Here is a 23,482-nt window from a genome sequence, read left to right as displayed (position 1 = left end):
GATCGCCATAGCAGCATAGATTTTGGGGCCGCTACGCAGCCCTTTCGCGACACAAGGCCGCTCCTACATGGGGTCCGCGCTGGCCTTCGGGGTGGCGCAAGAATCTAGCTGTTGTGGGAGCCTCCCATGTTGAACACCCTTCTACCCATCCTGCTGTTCGCTGCCCTTGGCCTGGCAGTGCTCGGCGCCCTGCGCCGGGTGCGCATGTGGCGGCGTGGCCGAGCCGCCAAGGTCGACCTGATAGGTGGCCTGCTGGCCATGCCGCGCCGTTACCTGGTGGACCTGCACCACGTGGTCGAGCGCGACAAGTACATGTCCAAGACCCACGTGGCCACGGCGGGCGGCTTCGTGCTGTCGGCGGCCTTGGCGATCCTGGTGCACGGCTTCGGCCTGCAGAGCAAAATCCTCGGCTACGCATTGCTGGTGGCCACGGTAATCATGTTCAGCGGTGCCATCTTTGTCTTCAAACGCCGCCTCAACCCGCCTTCGCGCCTGTCCAAGGGCCCGTGGATGCGCCTGCCGAAAAGCCTGCTGGCGTTTGCCGCGAGCTTCTTCATCGCCACACTGCCGGTCGCTGGCATCCTGCCGGCCAATACCGGCGGCTGGGTGATGGTCGTCGTGCTTGGCCTGGGCGTACTGTGGGGCGTGTCGGAGCTGTTCTTCGGCATGACCTGGGGCGGCCCGATGAAGCACGCCTTCGCCGGTGCCCTGCACCTGGCCTGGCACCGCCGTGCCGAGCGTTTTGGCGGCGGACGTTCTACCGGCCTCAAGCCACTGGACCTGGAAGACCCGAATGCTCCGCTGGGCGTTGAAAAGCCGGTGGACTTCACCTGGAACCAGCTGCTGGGCTTCGATGCCTGCGTGCAGTGCGGTAAATGTGAGGCCATGTGCCCGGCCTTTGCCGCTGGCCAGCCGCTGAACCCGAAAAAACTCATCCAGGACATGGTCATCGGCCTGGCCGGGGGTACTGACGCCCAGTTCGCCGGCAGCCCGTACCCTGGCAAGCCGATTGGTGAACACGGCGGCAATCCGCACCAGCCGATCGTCAATGGCCTGGTCGACGCCGAAACGCTGTGGTCGTGCACCACCTGCCGTGCCTGCGTCGAGGAATGCCCGATGATGATCGAGCACGTCGATGCCATCGTCGACATGCGCCGCCACCTCACCCTGGAAAAGGGCGCCACCCCGAACAAGGGTGCCGAGGTGCTGGACAACCTGATCGCCACCGACAACCCTGGCGGCTTCGCCCCTGGCGGGCGCATGAACTGGGCCGCTGACCTGAACCTGCAACTGCTGTCGGAGGTGCAATCCACCGAAGTCCTGTTCTGGGTGGGCGATGGTGCCTTCGACATGCGCAACCAGCGCACCCTGCGCTCGTTCGTCAAAGTGCTCAAGGCTTCGGGCGTGGACTTCGCCGTGCTTGGCCTGGAAGAGCGCGACAGCGGTGACGTGGCGCGCCGCCTGGGCGACGAAGCGACCTTCCAGCAACTGGCCAAGCGCAACATCCAGACCCTGGGCAAGTACAAGTTCCAGCGCATCGTCACCTGCGACCCACACAGTTTCCATGTGCTGAAGAACGAATACGGCGCCCTGGGCGGCGACTACCAGGTGCAGCACCACAGCACCTACATCGCCGAACTGATCGCGGCCAAGAAGCTCAACCTCGGCCAGCACAAGGGCGGCAGCGTCACCTACCACGACCCGTGCTACCTGGGCCGCTACAACGGCGAGTACGAAGCCCCGCGCGAAGTGCTCAAGGCGTTGGGTATCGAAGTGCGCGAGATGCAGCGCTCGGGCTTCCGCTCCCGTTGCTGCGGTGGTGGTGGCGGTGCGCCGATCACCGACATCCCTGGCAAGCAGCGTATCCCGGACATGCGCATGGACGACATCCGCGAGACCGAGGCCGAGTTGGTGGCCGTGGGTTGCCCGCAGTGCACCGCCATGCTCGAAGGTGTGGTCGAGCCGCGCCCGCAGATCAAGGACCTGGCCGAGCTGGTGGCCGACGTGCTGATCGAAGAGGACGCGCCCACTGGCCCAAAGCCGCAAACGGCTAAACGTGAACCAGCGGAGGTGCACTGATGAGCGACATTATCCGCCGCGACCCACGCGCCGAGTGGATCGCCCGTAACCGCCTGCACCCGCTGCATGCGGCAATGCAGACACAGCAAACTCGCTGGATGGGGCCCAACGGCATCCTCCGCAAGAACCCCCATGCGATCGCCGCAGGCTTCATTGGCCCTGCCGGCATCAAGCGTATCGACCGCAGCGGCGCCCAGCAGGGCACCGGTGTGGGCGGGCGTCGCACGGCGGCCGCCGAGGTCACGCTGCCACTGCATCAGGTACCGGCACCGGCGTTCTACATCGCCGTGGTACCGGACATGGTCGGTGGCCGCCTGAGCAGCCACGACCGCGACCTGCTTGGCCTGGCCCACAGCCTGGCCGGCAGCGACGGTGCGGTGCTGGCGGTGGTTTTCAACGAGCACAAGGAAAGCAACTTTTCCACAGCCGGGGTCGACCGCCTGCTGGTCATCGAGGGCGAGGCTTTCGAAGGTTATGCACCAGAGCAACTGGTACAAGGCCTGCGGGCTGTGGATAACCAGTTCACCCCGCGCCACTGGCTGTTGCCCGACAGCCGCACCGGTGGCGGCGAACTAGGTCGGCGCCTGGGCGCCGCGCTGGGTGAGCGCCCGGCGACGCGGGTGTGGCAGGTCAAGGATGGTCAATGCATTGGCCGCGCCGGTGCCGGCCAGCAAGACCTGCAACGCGCTGTGCCGCGCCTGATCCTGGCGTCGGCCGAGTGCGCCGAGCCCGTCAGCGAAACCCGCCACGAAGCCTTGCCGGTGGAGTTGTCCACAAGCGTGGCGCGCAGCCTGTCGCGTATCGAAGACCTCGGCTCGGTGGCCGTGGACCCGGCCACCATTGCCATGGCCGAGGCCGAGTTCATCGTCTCGGGTGGTAACGGGGTCAAGGACTGGGACCTGTACCACCAGGCCACCGCTGCCCTCGGGGCTACCGAAGGCGCTTCGCGGGTGGCGGTGGACGACGGGTTCATGCCGCGCAACCGCCAGGTGGGTGCCACCGGTACCTGGGTCACCGCGCGCGTGTACGTGGCTGTGGGTATCTCGGGCGCGATCCAGCACCTGCAGGGTATCGGTGCCTGCGACAAGGTGGTGGCGATCAACATGGACCCGGGCTGCGACATGATCAAACGGGCCGACCTGTCGGTAACTGGCGACAGTTCGGCGATTCTCAAGGCGCTGATCGAGGCTGTGGACAACTTCCGCAGCGGCGGCCAGCGCGACGCGGCATAAGGGCACGAGCATGAGTACGAAAGTGATCAGCCTGGTTTCCATCGGTGCCCACCCAAGCTCTGGCCGCGCCCGCCGCGCCGAGCAGGATGCCCGCGCCGTGGAACTGGGTTTGCAACTGGCTGGGGATAACTTGCAGGTGGTGCATGCCGGCGACCCACAGGAAGAGGCGCTGCGCGCCTACCTGGGCATGGGCCTGGACCATCTGGATGTGCTGGAGCAGCCGGCTGGTGCCGATGTGCTGGGTGTGCTGGGGGATTACCTGCGCGATGCCGGGGCACAGCTGGTGCTGACAGGTAGCCAAGCCGAAACGGGTGAAGGATCGGGCATGTTGCCGTTTCTGCTGGCCGAAAAGCTCGGCTGGCCGTTGATCGTGGGGCTGGCCGAGGTGGAGTCGATCGACAATGGCACCGCCCAGGTATTGCAGGCGCTGCCGCGTGGCCAGCGGCGCCGGCTGAAAGTGCGCCTGCCGTTGCTGGCGACTGTGGATAACGCGGCGCCCAAGCCGCGCCAGAGTGCCTTCGGGCCGGCGCGTCGGGGTGTACTGGCGGCGCGCAATGTGGCCATCGTTGACGATGAACTGCTGGCTGAGGCCGAGCTGCAACCGGCGCGCCCGCGGCCAAAGCGGCTGAAGGTGATCAAGGCCAAGAGCGGTGCGGACCGGATGAAGGCGGCAACTGCCAAGGCCAGTGGTGGCGGCGGCAAGGTGCTGAAGGATGTTTCGCCACAGGAAGGCGCCGAGGCCATCCTCAAGTTGCTGGTGGAAGAGGGCGTGCTGCGCTGAAGCCAGAGGCTTGGAGGTCTTTTGTGGGAGCGCACAAGGCCGCTCCCACATCCCATTCACAGTATCGATCGAATGCTTTTGCCCACCAAATCTGTTTGCCAAGTTGTGGATAAAGTGTTGGCGCATGGCTGCAGCCCTTGTATGGCGATGCCTTCAAGTAGTTGATCGAAAAACGATCAAGCTTCACCCAGTCTTTGCATGGGTGCTTTTCAGAATTCTCATGGTTCTTGCCCACAGTCGCTGTTAGTCGGTCTGTGGATAATCTGTTCGATAGCGGCTAAAAGCCCCATAAATACTGGGTTTCATGGCGTTGATCAAAAAACGATCATTCAGACGATAAAGTCTTTGAATTGTTGAAAATTATAACGTCTGGATAAGTTATCCACAGCCCCCTCAGTGAGAGTATGCAGTTACCAACAAAGTCTGTTGGCTGAGCTGTGGACAAGGTGTATGGAAGACGCTAGACGCCGCTTGAATCGTGGCTTGTAGGGTTTTGATCAAATATTGAACTACACCTGGGGATCAATTGGGTTGGGCACAGGTTGACTCAGCATTTGCTGATACCTTCTGGAGCTGTGGATAAAGCCCACCGAACTGTCATTTCTACCAGTTAGAAACAGCCATACACAGTGCTACTGTGAGTCGTCATCATAAATGAGGTTCTCGCATGAATTGCAGGTACTTGCTGGCGCTCGACAAGCAAGCATCGAACCTGGGCGGGCCAGGATGCGCTGTCAGAGTTTACCTACCGTATGGCTTCCTACGAGATCGCGAAGGGGCGCTTTTGTGTTTTGCCGCTCAACCGCTGGATCTGCTGACCGGCTGTTATCACCTTGGCAATGGCTACCGGGCTTACAATCCTGTTTTGATGCGTTTTCACGCCCAAGACTCCCACAGCCCTTTCGGTAAGGGTGGACTGAATGCCTATGCATATTGCGGTGGTGATCCAGTCAACCGCCACGATCCGACGGGTAAGGTGTCCGAGTGGGCCACGCTATCCTTGCGAGGCTTGAGCATGGCGTCGAACACAGTAACGTTGACCTATAATTTTTTGGGGCCGACGCCAACCAATCGCGTGGGGCTCAATGCTTCACGAATCAGTACTTTCGGATCTGTATTGAGCCTTGCGAGTTCAGGTGCCCAGTTCGCCGGCGTCGAGAGTGCCATTTTTGGAGCGAATGTCGGACTTGGGGTCAGTTTGACTGCTGTATCTGCTCGAGCCATCAACGCTGCAGTTGGACCTCAAGCCAAGCCTTTGGAGCAGATAAGGACAAATTACGGCCTGATGACGGGAGGACTGCCAACTGACACCCAACCAAACATACCGTTAGAAAGTATAAGCACGCCTACTCGCGAGGGATTGGCGGTGAGAACTACAGTAGCCGAGCGTTCTTTCGCTGGCCGAGCTGCTTTGGCTGGAGAGACTAGGCTTGCTAACGGAGAGGATGCTTGGGCCTTCCAAAGGCAGACGATGGGGCTCAGGAAAAGGCATCCGTCAGCTTGAGCGAAAGGGCTGCGTGGCAGCCCTTCCTCTGTACGATGTGCTCTTTTACTGCGCGGTTACTTCCTTCAGATACGCCGCCGGCTCCGCCCCCAGGTTGTTCAGCATCCGCCCGCTGTACCAGTCGATGAAGTTCACCACGCCAAACTCGTAGGTTTTCGAGTACGGCCCTGGCTGGTAAGCCGTGGAGTTGATCCCGCGCTGGTTCTCTTCGGCCAGGCGGCGGTCCTGGTCGTTGGTGGCGTCCCACACCTTGCGCATGCGCTCAGGGTCGTAGTCCACACCTTCCACGGCGTCCTTGTGCACCAGCCACTTGGTGGTGACCATGGTCTCCTGGGCACTGATCGGCCACACGGTGAACACGATCATGTGGTCGCCCATGCAGTGGTTCCAGGAGTGCGGCAGGTGCAGGATACGCATCGACCCCAGGTCCGGGTTCTTGATGCGGCCCATCAGCTTCTGGCAGGCCTGCTTGCCGTCCATGGTCATCGACACGGTGCCCTTGAGCAGAGGCATGCGTACGATACGGTTACGCAGGCCGTGGCTCTTGTGCAGGTACGGGATCTTTTCGGCTTCCCAGGCGGCGGCGGAGGCGGCCACGTGGTCCTTGAATTCCTGGCTGGCGCGCGGGTCGTTGGTGTCGTCCCACTCCAGCAGGGTTTGCAACAGCTCCGGGTGCGAGCCGCTGCAGTGGTAGCACTCGCGGTTGTTTTCCAGCACCAGCTTCCAGTTGGCTTTTTCCATCAAGGTGGTTTGCACCGCCACCTTGGTGTTCTCCATGTCGTAGGGTTCCATGTAGTGTTCAAGGGTGGCCAGGAACTCGTCGATGGCGGGTGGGTTTTCCGCCAGGCTGATGAAGATGTAGCCACCAGCGACCTTCACGTTCACAGGCTTCAGACCGTACTGCTTCATGTCGAAGTCGGCGCCCATCTCGGTGCCCGCGAACAGCAGGCGGCCGTCCAGTTCATATGTCCACTGGTGGTAATGGCAGACCAACTTGGCCACTTTGCCTTTGTCGCTGACGCACAAGCGCGAACCGCGGTGCCGGCAGACGTTATGGAAGGCGTGCACCTTACCCTCGGCGCCACGCACCACCAGAATCGGGTTGTTGCCGATCTGCAGCGTGATGTAGTTGCCTTTTGCCGGAATTTCGCAAGTCATGCCGGCGATCAGCCATTCTTTCTGGAAGATCTCCTGCATGTCGATCTGGAACAGACGCTCGTCGGTGTAGAAAGGCTGGGGCAGCGAGTAGGTGCGCTCGCGGGTCTGCAGCATCTCGGCGGTGGCCTTGCGTGCAGGTTCCAGTGGATCGCCCAGGCTCAGGGTTGCGGTGACGTCCATCGTGTATTCCTCGGGGCCGTGTGCGGCCGGCAAAAGGTGGCTAATCGTTGTTGTGGTGCCGCAAGGCTGTCTATCGAAAAACAGCTAGTTGTTTTGCCGTGGAGTGTGCGTCCGAAGGCGCCGCGAACCGTATCCATGGGCGACATGGCCGAATTGAATTACGACGCGCCAGCCCTTGTAGCGCGGGGCTGGTCGCGATAAGCACGCCGATGTCGCTGGCAGGAATGTACGTCGCCCTCAGCTTGCGCATTATCCAAGCCATAAAAAGCCCAATAGTCGGCTGCTGGAGATGAACATGTCCGATACCTTCCTCAATCCGGTCACTACCCAGACCTGGGCCAACGGCCGCCACATCGTGCGCTGCGTCAAGGTCATCCAGGAGACCTGGGACGTGCGCACCTTCTGCTTCATGGCCGACCAGCCGATCATGTTCTTCTTCAAGCCGGGGCAGTTCGTTACCCTGGAGCTGGAGATCGAAGGCAAGCCGGTGATGCGTTCCTACACCATTTCCAGTTCGCCGTCGGTGCCCTACAGCTTCTCGATCACCGTCAAGCGTGTGCCGGGCGGCCTGGTGTCCAACTTCCTGCACGACACCATGCACGAAGGCGCCGAGCTGCCGGTGCATGGCCCGGTGGGGTTGTTCAATGCCATCGACTTCCCGGCGGGCAAGGCGCTGTACCTGTCCGGCGGTGTGGGCATTACTCCGGTCATGTCGATGGCGCGCTGGTTCTACGACACCAACGCCAATGTCGACATGGTGTTCGTGCACAGCGCCCGCTCCCCCAAGGACATCATCTACCACCGCGAGCTGGAACAGATGGCCTCGCGCATCCCCAACTTCAGCCTGCACATCATTTGCGAGAAGCACGGCCTGGGCGAGCCATGGGCGGGTTATCGCGGTTACCTGAACCAGCGGCTGATGGAACTGATTGCACCGGACTACATGGAACGCGTGGTGTTCTGCTGCGGCCCGACGCCTTACATGACGGCGGTAAAGCGCATGCTCGAAGCGGTCGGCTTCGACATGAAGAACTACCACGAGGAATCGTTCGGTGCCACGCCGGCCGAGGCCAAGGCCGATGCGGTCGAGCATGCCGAGCAGGCAGCCGAAGCGCCGGAGCTGGATGTGTCCGACCTTAACCTGGTGGAGTTCATCGGCAGCGAGAAGAGCATTCGCATTGCCCCAGGCGAGACCGTGCATGCGGCGGCGGCCAAGGTTGGCCTGATGATCCCGAAAGCCTGCGGCATGGGCATTTGCGGCACTTGCAAGGTGCTCAAGCTGGGCGGCGAAGTGGAAATGGAGCACAACGGCGGCATTACCGAGGAGGACGAAGCCGAGGGCTACATCCTGTCGTGCTGCAGTGTGCCGAAAGGGGATGTGCGGATCGATTATTGATCCGAGATTGCAGGGGGCTGCTTTGCAGCCCATCGCGACACAAGGCCGCTCCTACAGGTATCGCGCAAGCCATGAAACTGCGCGGTAGCTGTAGGAGCGGCCTTGTGTCGCGATGGGCCGCAAAGCGGCCCCAGGTACTTCAGGTCAGGTACGGAACCGTGCCACCAACCCATTCAGGTCCACGGCCAGGCGCGACAATTCAGCACTCGCCGCACTGGTCTGATGCGCCCCGGTGGCACTCTGCACCGACAGGTCGTTGATGTTCACCAGGTTGCGGTCCACTTCCCGCGCCACCTGCGCCTGTTCCTCCGCCGCGCTGGCAATCACCAGGTTACGCTCGTTGATCTGCGCCACCGCGCCGGCAATGGTGTCCAGTGCCATGCCCGCGCCACGGGCGATGTTCAGGGTGGATTCGGCACGCTCGGTGCTGGTGCGCATCGACTCCACAGCTTCCTCCGTGCCCCCTTGAATGCTGCCGATCATCCGCTCGATTTCGCTGGTCGACTGCTGGGTGCGGTGGGCCAATGCCCGAACTTCATCCGCCACAACGGCAAAACCACGGCCCGCTTCGCCAGCACGTGCGGCCTCGATGGCGGCGTTCAGCGCCAGCAGGTTGGTTTGGTCGGCCAGGCCACGGATCACGTCGAGGACCTTGCCAATGTCGCGCGACTGCTCGGCCAGGTGAGTGATCAATTTGGCAGTGGCCTGCACATCGCCGCTCATGCGCTCGATGGCGCCCACGGTCTCCATCACCAGGTCACGGCCGTCGCCGGTGGAGCGGCTGGCTTCACTGGAGGCTTCCGAAGTGCTCACGGCATTGCGCGCTACTTCCTCCACAGCGCTGGTCATTTCGGTCACGGCCGTGGCGGCCTGTTCAATCTCGTTGTTCTGCTGTTGCAGGCCGCGGGCGCTTTCGTCGGTGACGGCGTTCAGCTCTTCGGCCGCCGAGGCCAGCTGGGTGGCGGAGCCGGCGATCTGTTGCAGGGTGTCGCGCAACTTGTCCTGCATGCGGGCCATGGCGCGCAGCAGGCGAGCGGCTTCGTCGGTGCCTTCGGCACGGATGATGTGGGTCAGGTCACCGTCGGCGACCTGTTCGGCGCTTTTGAGCGCATCTTCGATCGGTTTGACGATGCTGCGGGTCAGCAGGAAGGCGCAGGCGAACGTCAGGACGGTGGCGGCAACCAGCAGGCCGATCACCAGGGCGAAAGCAGCGGCGTACTGGCTGGCGGCCTTGTCATTGGTGGCGCGGGTCTGGTCGGTGTTGATGCGTACCAGGGTGTCCATGACCTTGTTGATCTGCTCTGAGTTGGCCAGCAAATCGCGGTTGAGCAGGTCGCGCAATTCGTCCAGGCGGTCGGCCTGGCTCAGTGTGCGCATGCGCGCTTCCAACTGGCGGTATTGGTTGAGCAACAGGCCGTACTGGTCGAACGCGGCCTGTTCGTCGGCGGCACCGATCATCGGCAGGTAAGCCTGGCGCGCGCGGTCGATCTGGCTGTTGCGCTGGTCCAGCAGGTTGAGGGTATCGCGTTGGGTTTCCGGTTCGCGGTTGAGCAGCAGGCGGTAGGAAAGCGTGCGCATGCGCAGGTTCAGCGCGGTGAGTTCGTCGAGGATCTTGATGCTGGGCACACTGACTTGCTCGATGGCAACACCAGCCTGGCGGATGTTGCCCATCTGCACCAGGGAGAAGATACCAAGGCCGAGCATCAGCAGGCCGATAAGCGCGAAGCCGAGCAGCGCGCGCGGGGCGATATTCATGTTGCGTAGGGACATGGAGAGGAGGATCCAGGCAAGGGGGAAAGTGCGACAAAACATGACTTGCCGGGCTATCGGTCGTGACCGGCCAGTCTTGAGTGCGACCGGCAAAAATTGTGAGGTAGCTAACCTTTTCCTGACCGGCGGTTGACTCAGGTCGGAACAAGGGGGCGGTTACCCTGTCAATCTGCGGGTTCGACACCTTATGAATCCGATATTTAATGGCGATGGGCGGCACTTTTCTTTATCGTGTGCGCCCCTCGCAACAACCTGAGATAGACCCATGCTGGAAGCTTCCCTGAATCAAATCGAGCAACTGGTCAGCGACCTGATGCAGAAAAACGCTCAACTCACCGATCAGAACACCGCCCTCGGCCAGGAACTGGCCCAGGCCAAGGAAGAGAACGAAACCCTGCAGCTGTCGCTGATGGAGCAGGAAGAGAAGAACGGCGCTACCGCAGCGCGCATCCAGGCACTGGTCGAGCGCGCCAGCGCGGGCGTTGTCGGCGCATGAGACTGCAAGAGCAGCCGATCAATGTGGTGTCGATTCTCGGCATCGACTATTCGATCAAGGCGCCCGAAGGTCAGGAAGAAACCCTGGCCCAGGCGGTACGGATGCTCAACACTGCCCTGAACGAAACCAAGCGTCAGTACCCGACCCTGATCGGCGACAAGCTGTTGGTGCTGGCTGCCCTCAACCTGTGCTCCAAGCAGGTTGAGCTGCAGAAAGAGCATCAGCAGACCCTAGCGCGTACCCAGGCGCAGATCGACGCCACGGTGGACGCCATCGTGCGGACCATTGCAGAGTCCTGATCGATAGCTGGGGGCGCTTCGCGCCCCTTTCGCGACACAAGGCCGCTCCTACAACAGTTATACGTTTCCCTGTAGGAGCGGCCGTGTGTCGCGATGGGCTGCACAGCAGCCCCAAAGGCCCAACTCATTGTTCCAGGTCACTGGATTAACTGGATACGCAAGTGTATACACTTTCCGCAAAACAATAATGTGCGGGGAGTAGGGCATGCGTATCTGGCGTAAGAGCATCCAGTGGCAATTGATCACCAGCATGGGCGCCGCCTTGCTGGCGAGCATCCTGGTCGTGGTCGTCATCTTCACCGTGGCGCTCAACCGCCTCACCGAGCGCTACCTGGTCGACACTGCCTTGCCAGCCAGTATCGAAGCCATCCGCAACGACATCGAACGCATGCTCGGCCAGCCTTTGGTGGCAGCGGCAGACATCGCCGGCAACACCTTGCTGCGTGACTGGCTGGCGGCTGGTGAAGAGCCCGCCCAGGCAGCGCAATTCACCGAATACCTGACCGCCGCCAAGCAGCGCAACCAGGCCTTCACTGCCCTGTTCGCTGCGACCGAAACCGGCCACTACTACAACGAGAACGGCCTGGACCGCACCCTCAGCCGCAGCAACCCCAAGGACAAGTGGTTCTACGGCTACATCGATAGCGGCGCCGAGCGGTTGATCAACATCGACATCGATGGTGCCACCGGCGAGCTGGCGCTGTTCATCGATTACCGCGTGGAAAAAAATGGCCAGCTGGTCGGCGTGGCCGGCATGGGCCTGCGCATGACCGAGCTGTCGAAGCTGATCCACGATTTCAGTTTCGGCGAACACGGCAAAGTGTTTCTGGTGCGCAACGATGGCCTGATCCAGGTGCATCCAGACGCAGCCTTCAGTGGTAAACGCCAGCTCACCGAGCAGCTTGGGGCGGACGCAGCCAAGGGTGTCATGACCGGAGGCGAGGGGCTGCGCAGCCGCCGCTTCAGCCGTGACGGCGAAAGCTACCTGGCGCTTGGTTTGCCACTGCGCGACCTTAACTGGACCCTGGTGGCCGAAGTGCCAGAGTCGGAAATCTATGCACAAATGCATCAGGCCGTCTGGTTGACCAGCCTGATCGGTGGCGCCGTGGCCCTGCTGTCACTGCTGCTGGTGGTGCTGTTGGCGCGTGGCCTGGTACGGCCGATCCGCCGCGTCACCGGCGCGTTGGTGCAGATTGGCAGCGGCGCAGGAGACCTCAGCCACCGCCTGGATGATTCGCGCCAGGATGAGTTGGGCGATCTGGCCCGGGGGTTCAACCGCTTTCTCGACAGCCAGCGCAGCCTTATCGGTGAGGTGTTGAGCACCTCCGAGCGGCTGCACCGGGCCGTAGAGCAGGTAACTCAGGTGGTGGACAACACGGCCGAGCGCTCGGGGCGGCAGCAAGAGATGACCGAAATGGTCGCTACTGCCGTGCACGAGATGGGCCTGACCGTGCAGGACATCGCCCGCAATGCCGGCGATGCGGCGCAAGCCTCGCAGTCGGCGCGGGACGAGGCGTTGCAGGCGCGCGAGGTGGTGCAACGCTCGATTCGGGGTATCGAGGGCATGTCGGGCGACATCGGCAAGGCTGCCGATGCAGTCACTCAGTTGGCCGACGAAGTCGCCTCGATCGATGAAGTTCTAGCGGTTATCCGTAGTATTTCCGAGCAGACCAATTTGCTGGCACTTAACGCGGCTATCGAGGCTGCGCGGGCAGGGGAAATGGGGCGCGGTTTTGCCGTGGTGGCCGATGAGGTGCGCACGCTGGCCCGGCGCACACAGCTGTCCACCGACGAAGTGCAGCAGATGATCCAGCGCCTGAAGCAGGGCGCGGGGTCGGCGGTGAGTTCGATGCAGGCGGGGCAGCAGGCGACTGGCAGTGGTGTGGAGTCGAGCCAGCGCACCGGGGCGTCGCTGGGCGCGATTACCGACCAGGTGGAGCACATCAGTGATATGAACCATCAGGTGGCCACGGCGACGGAAGAGCAGTCGGCAGTGACCGAGGAAATCAACCGGACGGTGCAGGGGATTTCCGACCTGGCGCGGGAAACGGCGGCGGAGGTGCAAGGGTGTCGCGAGGAGTGCCAGGCGTTGCGTGGGTTGGCTGATGATCTGGCGCGGCAGATGGGTGGGTTCAGGCTTTAGATTGCTGGGGCCGCTTTGCGGCCCTTGGAGGGCAAAGCCCTCCCAGCATGCTTTCAGGCGGTAATGATGCTACGGATATCCGCCGCAAGCTCGCGCACGCGCGCTTCCTCGGTATCCCACGAACACATGAAGCGCGCCCCGCCGCTACCAATGAAGGTATAGAACCGCCACCCCTTGCCCCGCAGCGCTTCGATCGCATGCTCCGGCATCTGCAGGAACACCCCGTTGGCCTCCACCGGGAACATCAGCTCCACCGCTGGCAAGTCACTCACCAGCGAGGCCAGCAGCTGCGCGCAATGGTTGGCGTGGTTGCCATGGCGCAACCAGGCGCCATCTTCCAGCAGGCCCACCCAGGGGGCCGACAAAAAGCGCATTTTCGACGCCAGTTGCCCGGCTTGCTTGCAGCGGTAGTCGAAGTCTTCGGCCAGCTGGCGGTTGAAGAACAGGATCGCCTCACCCACCGCCATGCCGTTCTTGGTGCCGCCAAAGCACAGCACATCGACGCCGGCCTTCCAGGTCAGCTCGGCCGGGCTGCAGCCCAGGAACGCGCAGGCATTGGTAAAGCGCGCGCCGTCCATGTGCAGGTTCAGGCCCAGCTCCTTGCAGGTGGCGCTGATCGCCTTCAGCTCGTCGGGGCGGTACACCGTGCCCACTTCAGTGGCCTGGGTAATGGTCACCACGCGGGGCTTGGGGTAGTGGATGTCTTGGCGCTTGAGCGCCACTTCGCGGATCGACTGCGGCGTCAGCTTGCCGTTGACGCTGGCCGCCGTCAGCAGTTTGGAGCCGTTGGAGAAGAACTCCGGCGCGCCGCATTCATCGGTTTCGACGTGGGCGGTCTCGGAGCAGATCACGCTGTGGTAGCTCTGGCACAGCGAGGCCAGGGCCAGGGAGTTGGCGGCAGTTCCGTTGAAGGCGAAGAACACCTCGCAGTCGGTTTCGAACAGGTTGCGGAAGTATTCCGAGGCGCGCTCGGTCCACTGATCGTCGCCATAGGCGCGGTCGTGGCCGTGGTTGGCCTTCTCCATCGCTGCCCAGGCTTCGGGGCAGATACCGGAATAGTTGTCGCTGGCGAATTGTTGGCTCTTATCTGTCATGACACGGTCCTGTGAACGACGCAGAACAGCACTCTAAACCATCGATTCAGCGGTTGCCTATACAAGCTGTGCATTGGCGGATTTCTGGGTTGTCTGTGCTGGCCTCTTCGCGGGTAAACCCGCTCCCACAGGGATACCACAAGCCTTCAGAGCACCACCGTACCTGTGGGAGCGGGTTCACCCGCGAAAGGGCCGGCACAAACGGCACAACAACGAATGTCGTAAACGCGCCATTGCAAGGCGTGCGCAGGCATCTGACCCGACCCCGCCAGTCATACCATCGCCACAAAGGGCCACAGTGCCTTACGACAAAAAACGATCGCTGCCGGGAGATACACGATGTTCAGCAAGCAAGACCAGATCCAGGGTTACGACGACGCACTGCTGGCGGCGATGAATGCCGAAGAACAGCGCCAGGAAGATCACATCGAGCTGATCGCCTCGGAGAACTACACCAGCAAGCGCGTCATGCAGGCCCAAGGCAGCGGCCTCACCAACAAATACGCCGAAGGCTACCCGGGCAAGCGCTACTACGGTGGCTGCGAGCACGTGGACAAGGTAGAAGCCCTGGCCATCGAGCGCGCCAAGCAGCTGTTCGGTGCCGACTACGCCAACGTCCAGCCGCACTCCGGCTCGTCGGCCAACGGCGCGGTCTACCTGGCCCTGCTGCAGGCCGGTGACACCATCCTCGGCATGAGCCTGGCCCACGGCGGCCACCTGACCCACGGCGCCAAAGTGTCGTCCTCGGGCAAGCTGTACAACGCTGTGCAATACGGCATCGACACCAACACCGGCCTGATCGACTACGACGAAGTCGAGCGCCTGGCGGTCGAGCACAAGCCGAAAATGATCGTTGCCGGTTTCTCGGCTTACTCCAAGACCCTCGACTTCCCTCGCTTCCGCGCCATCGCCGACAAGGTCGGTGCGCTGCTGTTCGTCGACATGGCCCACGTTGCCGGCCTGGTTGCCGCTGGCCTGTACCCGAACCCGATCCCGTTCGCCGACGTGGTCACCACCACCACCCACAAGACCCTGCGTGGCCCGCGTGGTGGCCTGATCCTGGCGAAGTCCAACGAAGAGATCGAGAAGAAGCTCAACGCCGCTGTATTCCCAGGCGCCCAGGGCGGCCCGTTGATGCACGTCATCGCCGCCAAGGCCGTGTGCTTCAAGGAAGCGCTGGAGCCAGGCTTCAAGGCCTACCAGCAGCAAGTGATCGAAAACGCCCAGGCCATGGCCCAGGTGTTCATCGACCGTGGCTACGACGTGGTGTCTGGTGGCACCGACAACCACCTGTTCCTGGTCAGCCTGATCCGTCAGGGCCTTACCGGTAAAGATGCCGACGCCGCCCTGGGCCGCGCGCACATCACCGTCAACAAGAACGCCGTGCCGAACGACCCGCAGTCGCCGTTCGTCACCTCGGGCCTGCGCATCGGCACCCCGGCCGTCACCACCCGTGGCTTCAAGGTCGCCCAGTGCGTGGCCCTGGCCGGCTGGATCTGCGACATCCTCGACAACCTCGGTGACGCAGACGTCGAAGCCGATGTGGCGAAGAACGTCGCGGCGCTGTGCGCAGATTTCCCTGTTTACCGCTGAGTGGAGTCACACACCATGCAACGTTACTCGGGCTTCGGCCTTTTCAAGCACTCCCTCAGCCACCACGAGAACTGGCAGCGCATGTGGCGCACGCCAACCCCTAAAAAGGTGTACGACGTGGTCATCGTCGGCGGTGGCGGCCATGGCTTGGCCACGGCCTACTACCTGGCCAAAGAGCACGGCATCACCAACGTCGCCGTGATCGAGAAGGGTTACCTGGGCGGCGGCAACACCGCCCGTAACACCACCATCGTGCGTTCCAACTACCTGTGGGACGAGTCGGCGCACCTGTACGAGCACGCCATGAAGCTGTGGGAAGGCCTGTCCCAGGACCTCAACTACAACGTGATGTTCTCCCAGCGCGGCGTCTACAACCTGTGCCACACCTTGCAGGACATGCGTGACTCCGAGCGCCGTGTCAGCGCCAACCGCCTGAACGGCGTGGATGGCGAGTTGCTGAACACCGCCCAGGTCGCGGCCGAAATCCCGTACCTGGACTGCTCGAAGAACACCCGCTACCCGATCCTTGGCGCAACCGTGCAGCGCCGTGGCGGCGTGGCCCGTCACGATGCCGTGGCCTGGGGCTTCGCCCGTGCTGCCGACGCCCTGGGCGTTGACCTGATCCAGCAAACCGAAGTGATCGGCTTCCGCAAGGAAAACGGCGCGGTCATCGGCGTGGAAACCAACAAAGGCTTCATCGGCGCCAAGCGCGTCGGCGTAGTCACCGCTGGTAACTCCGGGCACATGGCCAAGCTGGCCGGCTTCCGCCTGCCGCTGGAATCGCACCCGCTGCAAGCGCTGGTATCCGAGCCGATCAAGCCGATCATCGACAGCGTGATCATGTCCAACGCCGTACACGGCTACATCAGCCAGTCCGACAAGGGCGACCTGGTGATCGGTGCCGGTATCGACGGCTGGGTCGGCTACGGCCAGCGCGGTTCGTACCCGGTGATCGAGCACACCCTGCAGGCCATCGTCGAAATGTTCCCCAACCTCTCGCGCGTGCGCATGAACCGCCAGTGGGGCGGCATCGTCGACACCTCGCCGGACGCCTGCCCGATCATCACCAAGACCCCGGTCAAGAACATGTTCTTCAACTGCGGTTGGGGCACTGGCGGCTTCAAGGCGACCCCGGGTTCGGGCAACGTCTTCGCCGCGAGCCTGGCCAAGGGCGAAATGCACCCATTGGCCGCGCCGTTCTCCATGGACCGTTTCTACAACGGCGCACTGATCGACGAACACGGCGCCGCCGCCGTCGCCCACTAACCGGAGACACCGTCATGTTGCATATTTTTTGTCCCCACTGCGGCGAGCTGCGCTCCGAAGAAGAGTTCCACGCCTCTGGCCAGGCGCACATCGCCCGCCCGCTGGACCCTAACGCCTGCTCCGACGAGGAGTGGGGTACCTACATGTTCTACCGTGACAACCCGCGCGGTATTCACCATGAACTGTGGGACCACGTTGCCGGCTGCCGCCAGTACTTCAACGTCACTCGCGACACCGTGACCTACGAAATTCTGGAAACCTACAAGATTGGCGAGAAGCCGCAAGTGACCGCCAATGGTAAAGCGGCGAACGCACCGTCGACCGTCAAAGGCCAAGGGGAAACAGTATGAGCCAGACCTATCGCCTCGCCAGCGGCGGCCGTATCGACCGCAGCAAGGTCCTGAACTTCACCTTCAACGGCAAGACCTACCAGGGTTATGCCGGCGACAGCCTGGCCGCCGCGTTGCTGGCCAACGGTGTCGACATCGTTGGCCGCAGCTTCAAGTACTCGCGCCCACGCGGCATCATCGCCGCCGGCACCGAAGAGCCGAACGCCATCCTGCAGATCGGCTCCAGCGAAGCCACCCAGATCCCTAACGTGCGTGCCACCCAGCAGGCGCTGTACGCAGGCCTGGTCGCCACCAGCACCAACGGCTGGCCGAACGTCAACAACGACGTCATGGGCATCCTCGGCAAGGTAGGCGGCAGCATGATGCCGCCGGGCTTCTACTACAAAACCTTCATGTACCCGAAATCGTTCTGGATGACGTACGAGAAGTACATCCGTAAGGCCGCAGGCCTTGGCCGTGCGCCGCTGCAGAACGACCCGGACAGCTACGACTACATGAACCAGCACTGCGACGTGCTGATCGTCGGCGCCGGCCCTGCTGGCCTGGCCGCCGCACTGGCCGCTGCGCGCAGCGGTGCCCGCGTGATCCTGGCCGACGAGCAGGAAGAGTTCGGCGGTAGCCTGCTCGACACCCGCGAAACCCTTGACGGCAAGCCTGCCGCCGACTGGGTCAACGCCGTGGTCAAAGAGTTGGAAGGCCTGCCGGAAGTAACCCTGCTGCCACGTGCCACGGTCAACGGCTACCACGACCATAACTTCCTGACCATTCACGAGCGCCTCACCGACCACCTCGGCGACCGCGCCCCGATCGGCCAGGTTCGCCACCGCGTGCACCGTGTGCGTGCCAAGCGTGTGGTACTGGCGCCTGGCGCCCATGAGCGCCCGTTGGTGTATGGCAACAACGACGTGCCGGGCAACATGCTGGCCGGTGCCGTGTCCACCTACGTTCGCCGCTACGGTGTGGCCCCTGGCCGCAAGCTGGTGCTGTCGACCAACAACGACCATGCCTACCGCGCCGCGCTGGACTGGCACGACGCCGGCCTGCAGGTGGTCGCCATCGCTGATGCCCGCCACAACCCACGTGGCTCGCTGGTTGAAGAGGCCCGTGCAAAAGGCATTCGCATCCTCACTTCCAGCGCCGTGGTCGAGGCCAAAGGCAGCAAGCACGTCACCGGCGCCCGCGTGGCGGCCATCGATGTGCAGGCGCACAAAGTCACCAGCCCAGGCGAAACCCTCGAGTGTGACCTGATCGCGTCCTCGGGCGGTTACAGCCCGATCGTCCACCTCGCCTCGCACTTGGGCGGTCGCCCGGTATGGCGTGACGACATTCTCGGCTTCGTGCCGGGCGATGCACCGCAGAAACGCGAATGCGTCGGGGGCATCAACGGTGTCTACGCCCTTGGCGATGTGATTGCCGATGGTTTCGAAGGCGGTGTGCGCGCAGCTACCGAAGCGGGCTTCAAGGCAACCGTTGGCACCCTGCCAAAAACCGTAGCGCGCAAGGAAGAGGCCACCGTGGCATTGTTCCAGGTGCCGCACGACAAAGGCACCAAAGGGCCGAAGCAGTTCGTCGACCAGCAGAACGACGTGACTGCAGCGGGTATCGAGCTGGCCACCCGTGAAGGCTTCGAGTCGGTCGAGCACGTCAAGCGCTACACCGCGCTGGGCTTCGGTACCGACCAGGGCAAACTGGGCAACATCAACGGCCTGGCCATCGCCGCCCGTTCGATCGGCATCACCATCCCGGAAATGGGCACCACCATGTTCCGCCCCAACTACACGCCGGTCACCTTCGGCGCGGTAGCGGGCCGTCACTGTGGTCACCTGTTCGAGCCCGTGCGCTTCACTGCCTTGCATGCCTGGCACGTGAAGAACGGCGCCGAGTTCGAAGACGTCGGCCAGTGGAAGCGCCCGTGGTACTTCCCGAAAGCCGGCGAAGACATCCATGCCGCCGTGGCCCGTGAATGCAAGGCCGTACGCGACAGCGTGGGCCTGCTGGACGCCTCGACCCTGGGCAAGATCGACATCCAGGGCCCGGACGCCCGTGAGTTCCTCAACCGCATCTACACCAACGCCTGGACCAAGCTCGACGTGGGCAAGGCCCGCTACGGCCTGATGTGCAAGGAAGACGGTATGGTCTTCGACGACGGCGTAACCGCCTGCGTCGGCGACAACCACTTCATCATGACCACCACCACCGGCGGCGCCGCGCGCGTGCTGCAGTGGATGGAGCTGTACCACCAGACTGAATGGCCGGAGCTGAAGGTGTACTTCACCTCGGTCACCGACCACTGGGCCACCATGACCCTGTCCGGCCCCAACAGCCGCAAGCTGCTGAGCGAGCTGACCGACATCGACATGGACAAGGAAGCCTTCCCGTTCATGACCTGGAAGGAAGGCAACGTTGGCGGCGTACCGGCCCGTGTGTTCCGTATCTCGTTCACTGGCGAGCTGTCGTACGAAGTCAACGTGCAGGCCAACTACGCCATGGGCGTGCTGGAACAGATCATCGAGGCCGGCAAGAAGTACAACCTGACCCCGTACGGCACCGAGACCATGCACGTACTGCGTGCCGAGAAGGGCTTCATCATCGTTGGTCAGGACACCGACGGTTCGATGAACCCGGACGACCTGAACATGAGCTGGTGCGTTGGCCGCAACAAACCGTTCTCGTGGATCGGCCTGCGTGGCATGAACCGCGAAGACTGCGTGCGTGAGAACCGCAAGCAGCTGGTAGGCCTGAAGCCGGTCGACCCGACCAAGTGGCTGCCGGAAGGCGCTCAGTTGGTATTCGACCCGAAACAGCCGATCCCGATGGACATGGTTGGCCACGTCACCTCCAGCTATGCCTCCAACTCCCTGGGCTACTCGTTTGCCATGGGTGTGGTCAAAGGCGGCCTCAAGCGCATGGGCGAGCGAGTCTACTCGCCGCAGGCGGATGGCAGCGTGATCGAGGCGGAGATCGTGTCTTCGGTGTTCTTCGATCCGAAGGGTGAGCGGCAGAACGTCTAAAGGCCCCCGGATGGCAAACGGTGCCGGGCTGGTAATGAGGGCCCTGTGGGAGCGGGTTCACCCGCGAAGAGGGCGGTGAATCCACCCTCGCATTCGCGGGTAAACCCGCTCCCACAGGATGCACCACCCGCCATGGCACCGCATGCGACCTACAGAATTCAAGGCAGGTAAGAAATGAGCGCTATCAACGTCTTCCAGCAAAACCCCGGCGCCGAGGCCAAGGCCCAGTCGCCACTGCACCACGCCGACCTGGCCAGCCTGGTTGGCAAAGGCCGCAAGAACGCAGGCGTGACCCTGCGTGAACGCAAGTTCCTCGGCCACCTCACCCTTCGCGGTGATGGCCACAACCCGGAATTCGCCGCCGGCGTGCACAAGGCCCTGGGCCTGGAGCTGCCCGTGGCGCTGACCGTGGTCGCCAACAACGACATGTCGCTGCAATGGGTCGGCCCTGACGAGTGGCTGCTGATCGTGCCCGGCGGCCAGGAACTGGCGGTCGAGCAAAAGCTGCGCGCGGCCCTCGACGGCCAGCATATCCAGGTGGTCAACGTCAGCGGCGGGCAAAGCCTGCTGGAGCTGCGCGGCCCGAACGTGCGCGAAGTGCTGATGAAGTCCACCAGCTATGATGTTCACCCGAACAACTTCCCGGTGGGCAAGGCTGTCGGCACCGTGTTCGCCAAATCGCAACTGGTGATCCGCCGCACCGCCGAAGACACCTGGGAGCTGGTGATTCGCCGCAGCTTCGCCGACTACTGGTGGCTGTGGCTGCAGGACGCTTCGGCCGAGTACGGCCTGAGCATCGAGGCTTAAGGAGAGCAGAACATGAGTCGGGCACCGGATACCTGGATTCTCACCGCCGACTGCCCGAGCATGCTCGGTACCGTCGACGTTGTGACGCGTTACCTCTTCGAGCAGCGCTGCTACGTGACGGAGCACCACTCCTTCGATGACCGGCAGTCTGGGCGGTTCTTCATTCGCGTGGAGTTCCGTGCCCCTGATGGCTTCGACGAGGACGGCTTTCGCGCCGGCCTCGCCGAGCGCAGCGAAGCGTTCGGCATGGCTTTCGAGCTGACCGCCCCGAACCACCGCCCCAAGGTGGTGATCATGGTGTCCAAGGCCGACCACTGCCTGAACGACTTGCTGTATCGCCAGCGCATCGGCCAGCTGGGCATGGACGTGGTCGCGGTGGTGTCCAACCACCCCGACCTCGAACCCCTGGCCCAGTGGCACAAGATTCCCTACTACCACTTTGCCCTCGACCCCAAGGACAAGCCTGGGCAAGAGCGCAAAGTGCTGCAGGTGATTGAGGAGACCGGCGCCGAGCTGGTCATCCTTGCCCGCTACATGCAGGTGTTGTCGCCCGAGCTGTGCCGGCGCCTGGATGGCTGGGCGATCAACATTCACCATTCGTTGTTGCCTGGGTTCAAGGGTGCCAAGCCTTATCACCAGGCGTACAACAAGGGCGTGAAGATGGTCGGGGCCACGGCGCACTACATCAATAACGACCTGGACGAAGGGCCGATCATTGCCCAGGGCGTGGAGGTGGTGGACCACAGCCATTACCCGGAAGATTTGATCGCCAAAGGGCGCGACATCGAGTGCCTGACCTTGGCGCGGGCTGTGGGGTATCACATCGAGCGGCGCGTGTTCCTCAACGCCAACCGGACGGTCGTTCTCTGAACAATTCTGGGGCTGCTGCGCAGCCCTATCGCGACACAAGGCCGCTCCTACAGGCGATCGCGTACCCCTGTAGGAGCGGCCTTGTGTCGCGATAGGGCCGCAAAGCGGCCCCAGCTTTTGGTCTGCCGTAAAAAGGCATCCCCCTGTCGTTTTCAGTCAGTGCATCTCGCCCCATCAGGCCCACAATTCCCTGCATTCCAGAAACACATGCCGCCCATGGATGGCGGCGCGTTCAACCACCGCTGCATAAATAAAAATCAAGCGAGGTAAGAGCATGTCTGGCAATCGTGGAGTGGTATATCTCGGCGCCGGCAAGGTCGAAGTGCAGAAGATCGACTACCCGAAAATGCAGGACCCGCGCGGCAAGAAGATCGAACACGGCGTCATCCTCAAGGTGGTCTCCACCAACATCTGCGGCTCCGACCAGCACATGGTCCGTGGCCGTACCACTGCCCAGGTCGGCCTGGTTCTGGGCCATGAAATCACTGGTGAAATCGTCGAGAAGGGCAGCGACGTCGAGCGCATGCAGATCGGCGACCTGGTATCGGTACCGTTCAACGTCGCCTGTGGCCGCTGCCGCTCGTGCAAAGAGATGCACACCGGTGTTTGCCTCACCGTTAACCCAGCTCGTGCTGGTGGTGCCTACGGCTATGTCGACATGGGCGACTGGACTGGCGGCCAGGCTGAATACGTGCTGGTGCCGTACGCCGACTTCAACCTGCTGAAACTGCCAGAGCGCGACAAGGCCATGGAAAAGATCCGTGACCTGACTTGCCTCTCCGACATCCTGCCAACCGGCTACCACGGTGCCGTGACTGCTGGCGTAGGCCCAGGCAGCACCGTTTACGTCGCGGGCGCTGGGCCAGTCGGCCTGGCCGCCGCTGCCTCGGCCCGCCTGCTGGGCGCTGCCTGCGTGATCGTGGGCGACCTGAACCCTGCCCGCCTGGCCCACGCCAAGTCCCAGGGCTTCGAGGTGGTCGACCTGTCCAAGGACACCCCGCTGCATGAGCAGATCGTCGATATTCTCGGCGAGCCAGAAGTGGACTGCGCCGTTGACGCCGTTGGCTTCGAAGCCCGTGGCCATGGTCACGAAGGTGCCAAGCATGAAGCCCCGGCCACTGTACTGAACTCGCTGATGCAGGTGACCCGCGTTGCCGGCAGCATCGGTATTCCAGGCCTGTACGTGACCGAAGACCCGGGTGCGGTGGATGCCGCTGCCAAGATCGGCGCGCTGAGCATCCGCTTTGGCCTGGGCTGGGCGAAGTCGCACAGCTTCCACACCGGGCAGACCCCGACCATGAAGTACAACCGCCAGCTGATGCAGGCGATCATGTGGGATCGGATCAATATTGCTGAGGTGGTGGGTGTGCAGGTGATCAACCTGGATCAGGCGCCGGAAGGGTATGGCGAGTTTGATGCGGGTGTGCCGAAGAAGTTTGTGATCGACCCGCAC

18 protein-coding genes and 1 pseudogene are annotated in these 23,482 nt (G+C 62.7%); 16 read left to right on the top strand and 3 right to left on the bottom strand.

Annotated features, from left to right (window positions below; translation table 11 throughout):
• Positions 1–126: 126 nt before the first annotated feature.
• From dgcB to APH42_RS30900, 4 genes are all read left to right on the top strand, one after another.
• Complete coding sequence (dgcB, locus tag APH42_RS21570; protein WP_012270108.1) at positions 127–2,079, top strand: dimethylglycine demethylation protein DgcB; 1,953 nt, start codon at positions 127–129, stop codon at positions 2,077–2,079.
• Complete coding sequence (locus APH42_RS21565; protein WP_060494185.1) at positions 2,079–3,311, top strand: electron transfer flavoprotein subunit alpha/FixB family protein; 1,233 nt, start codon at positions 2,079–2,081, stop codon at positions 3,309–3,311. Before dgcB ends, APH42_RS21565 begins: the two co-directional genes overlap by 1 nt.
• A gap of 10 nt (positions 3,312–3,321) precedes the next feature.
• Complete coding sequence (locus tag APH42_RS21560; protein ID WP_012270110.1) at positions 3,322–4,092, top strand: electron transfer flavoprotein subunit beta; 771 nt, start codon at positions 3,322–3,324, stop codon at positions 4,090–4,092.
• A 667-nt stretch (positions 4,093–4,759) separates the two neighbouring features.
• Entirely contained in the window at positions 4,760–5,596 is an 837-nt protein-coding gene (locus APH42_RS30900; RefSeq protein WP_082421449.1) for an RHS repeat-associated core domain-containing protein, read from the top strand.
• A gap of 45 nt (positions 5,597–5,641) precedes the next feature.
• Here the strand turns inward: APH42_RS30900 and gbcA are convergent, their stop codons facing one another.
• Positions 5,642–6,934, bottom strand: coding sequence for a glycine-betaine demethylase subunit GbcA (gene gbcA / locus APH42_RS21555; RefSeq protein ID WP_060494184.1), 1,293 nt, complete (start codon positions 6,932–6,934; stop codon positions 5,642–5,644).
• 295 nt (positions 6,935–7,229) lie between these two features.
• On the opposite strand from gbcA, the gene gbcB reads away from it, so the two are divergent.
• Complete coding sequence (gene gbcB / locus APH42_RS21550) at positions 7,230–8,330, top strand: glycine-betaine demethylase subunit GbcB (RefSeq protein WP_012270113.1); 1,101 nt, start codon at positions 7,230–7,232, stop codon at positions 8,328–8,330.
• Between the two features lie 144 nt (positions 8,331–8,474).
• Here the strand turns inward: gbcB and APH42_RS21545 are convergent, their stop codons facing one another.
• Entirely contained in the window at positions 8,475–10,100 is a 1,626-nt protein-coding gene (locus tag APH42_RS21545; RefSeq protein WP_012270114.1) for a methyl-accepting chemotaxis protein, read from the bottom strand.
• A 265-nt stretch (positions 10,101–10,365) separates the two neighbouring features.
• On the opposite strand from APH42_RS21545, the gene APH42_RS21540 reads away from it, so the two are divergent.
• The 4 genes and pseudogenes from APH42_RS21540 (at position 10,366) to APH42_RS30890 (ending at position 13,038) form a co-directional block, all read left to right on the top strand.
• Positions 10,366–10,596: a hypothetical protein gene (locus APH42_RS21540; protein WP_060494183.1), complete on the top strand. Its 231-nt coding sequence runs from the start codon at positions 10,366–10,368 to the stop codon at positions 10,594–10,596.
• Complete coding sequence (locus APH42_RS21535) at positions 10,593–10,895, top strand: cell division protein ZapA (RefSeq protein ID WP_012270116.1); 303 nt, start codon at positions 10,593–10,595, stop codon at positions 10,893–10,895. Before APH42_RS21540 ends, APH42_RS21535 begins: the two co-directional genes overlap by 4 nt.
• Before the next feature lie 205 nt (positions 10,896–11,100).
• Positions 11,101–12,174, top strand: a pseudogene (locus tag APH42_RS30895) (cache domain-containing protein); the annotation flags it as partial.
• Between the two features lie 126 nt (positions 12,175–12,300).
• The gene (locus APH42_RS30890; protein WP_374701061.1) at positions 12,301–13,038 is read left to right on the top strand and encodes a methyl-accepting chemotaxis protein; all 738 of its coding nucleotides are present in this window, start codon (positions 12,301–12,303) and stop codon (positions 13,036–13,038) included.
• Between the two features lie 53 nt (positions 13,039–13,091).
• Here the strand turns inward: APH42_RS30890 and APH42_RS21525 are convergent, their stop codons facing one another.
• Positions 13,092–14,132: a low specificity L-threonine aldolase gene (locus tag APH42_RS21525; protein WP_012270118.1), complete on the bottom strand. Its 1,041-nt coding sequence runs from the start codon at positions 14,130–14,132 to the stop codon at positions 13,092–13,094.
• Positions 14,133–14,471: 339 nt separating this feature from the next.
• On the opposite strand from APH42_RS21525, the gene APH42_RS21520 reads away from it, so the two are divergent.
• From APH42_RS21520 to fdhA, 7 genes are all read left to right on the top strand, one after another.
• Positions 14,472–15,725, top strand: a complete 1,254-nt coding sequence (locus tag APH42_RS21520; RefSeq protein ID WP_003255681.1) for a serine hydroxymethyltransferase — start codon at positions 14,472–14,474, stop codon at positions 15,723–15,725.
• A gap of 15 nt (positions 15,726–15,740) precedes the next feature.
• Positions 15,741–16,991, top strand: a complete 1,251-nt coding sequence (locus tag APH42_RS21515; RefSeq protein ID WP_003255680.1) for a sarcosine oxidase subunit beta family protein — start codon at positions 15,741–15,743, stop codon at positions 16,989–16,991.
• Positions 16,992–17,005: 14 nt separating this feature from the next.
• Positions 17,006–17,341: a sarcosine oxidase subunit delta gene (locus APH42_RS21510; RefSeq protein WP_060494182.1), complete on the top strand. Its 336-nt coding sequence runs from the start codon at positions 17,006–17,008 to the stop codon at positions 17,339–17,341.
• Positions 17,338–20,352 carry a sarcosine oxidase subunit alpha gene (locus APH42_RS21505; protein ID WP_060494181.1) on the top strand — a complete coding sequence of 1,005 codons (3,015 nt, stop codon included), beginning with the start codon at positions 17,338–17,340 and terminating at the stop codon, positions 20,350–20,352. The genes APH42_RS21510 and APH42_RS21505 overlap by 4 nt, the downstream gene beginning before the upstream one ends.
• Positions 20,353–20,526: 174 nt before the next feature.
• Complete coding sequence (locus APH42_RS21500; RefSeq protein ID WP_012270121.1) at positions 20,527–21,159, top strand: sarcosine oxidase subunit gamma; 633 nt, start codon at positions 20,527–20,529, stop codon at positions 21,157–21,159.
• A gap of 12 nt (positions 21,160–21,171) precedes the next feature.
• Positions 21,172–22,029, top strand: coding sequence for a formyltetrahydrofolate deformylase (gene purU, locus APH42_RS21495; RefSeq protein WP_012270122.1), 858 nt, complete (start codon positions 21,172–21,174; stop codon positions 22,027–22,029).
• 274 nt (positions 22,030–22,303) lie between these two features.
• Positions 22,304–23,482: formaldehyde dehydrogenase, glutathione-independent (gene fdhA, locus APH42_RS21490; protein WP_060494180.1), on the top strand; the 1,179-nt coding region annotated here is incomplete at its 3' end.

The sequence above is a fragment of the Pseudomonas sp. NBRC 111140 genome, assembly GCF_001320885.1.
GTDB lineage: Bacteria > Pseudomonadota > Gammaproteobacteria > Pseudomonadales > Pseudomonadaceae > Aquipseudomonas > Aquipseudomonas putida_P.
Note: the sequence above shows the minus strand (reverse complement) of the source record. Positions and strands in the feature narration are given on the sequence as shown.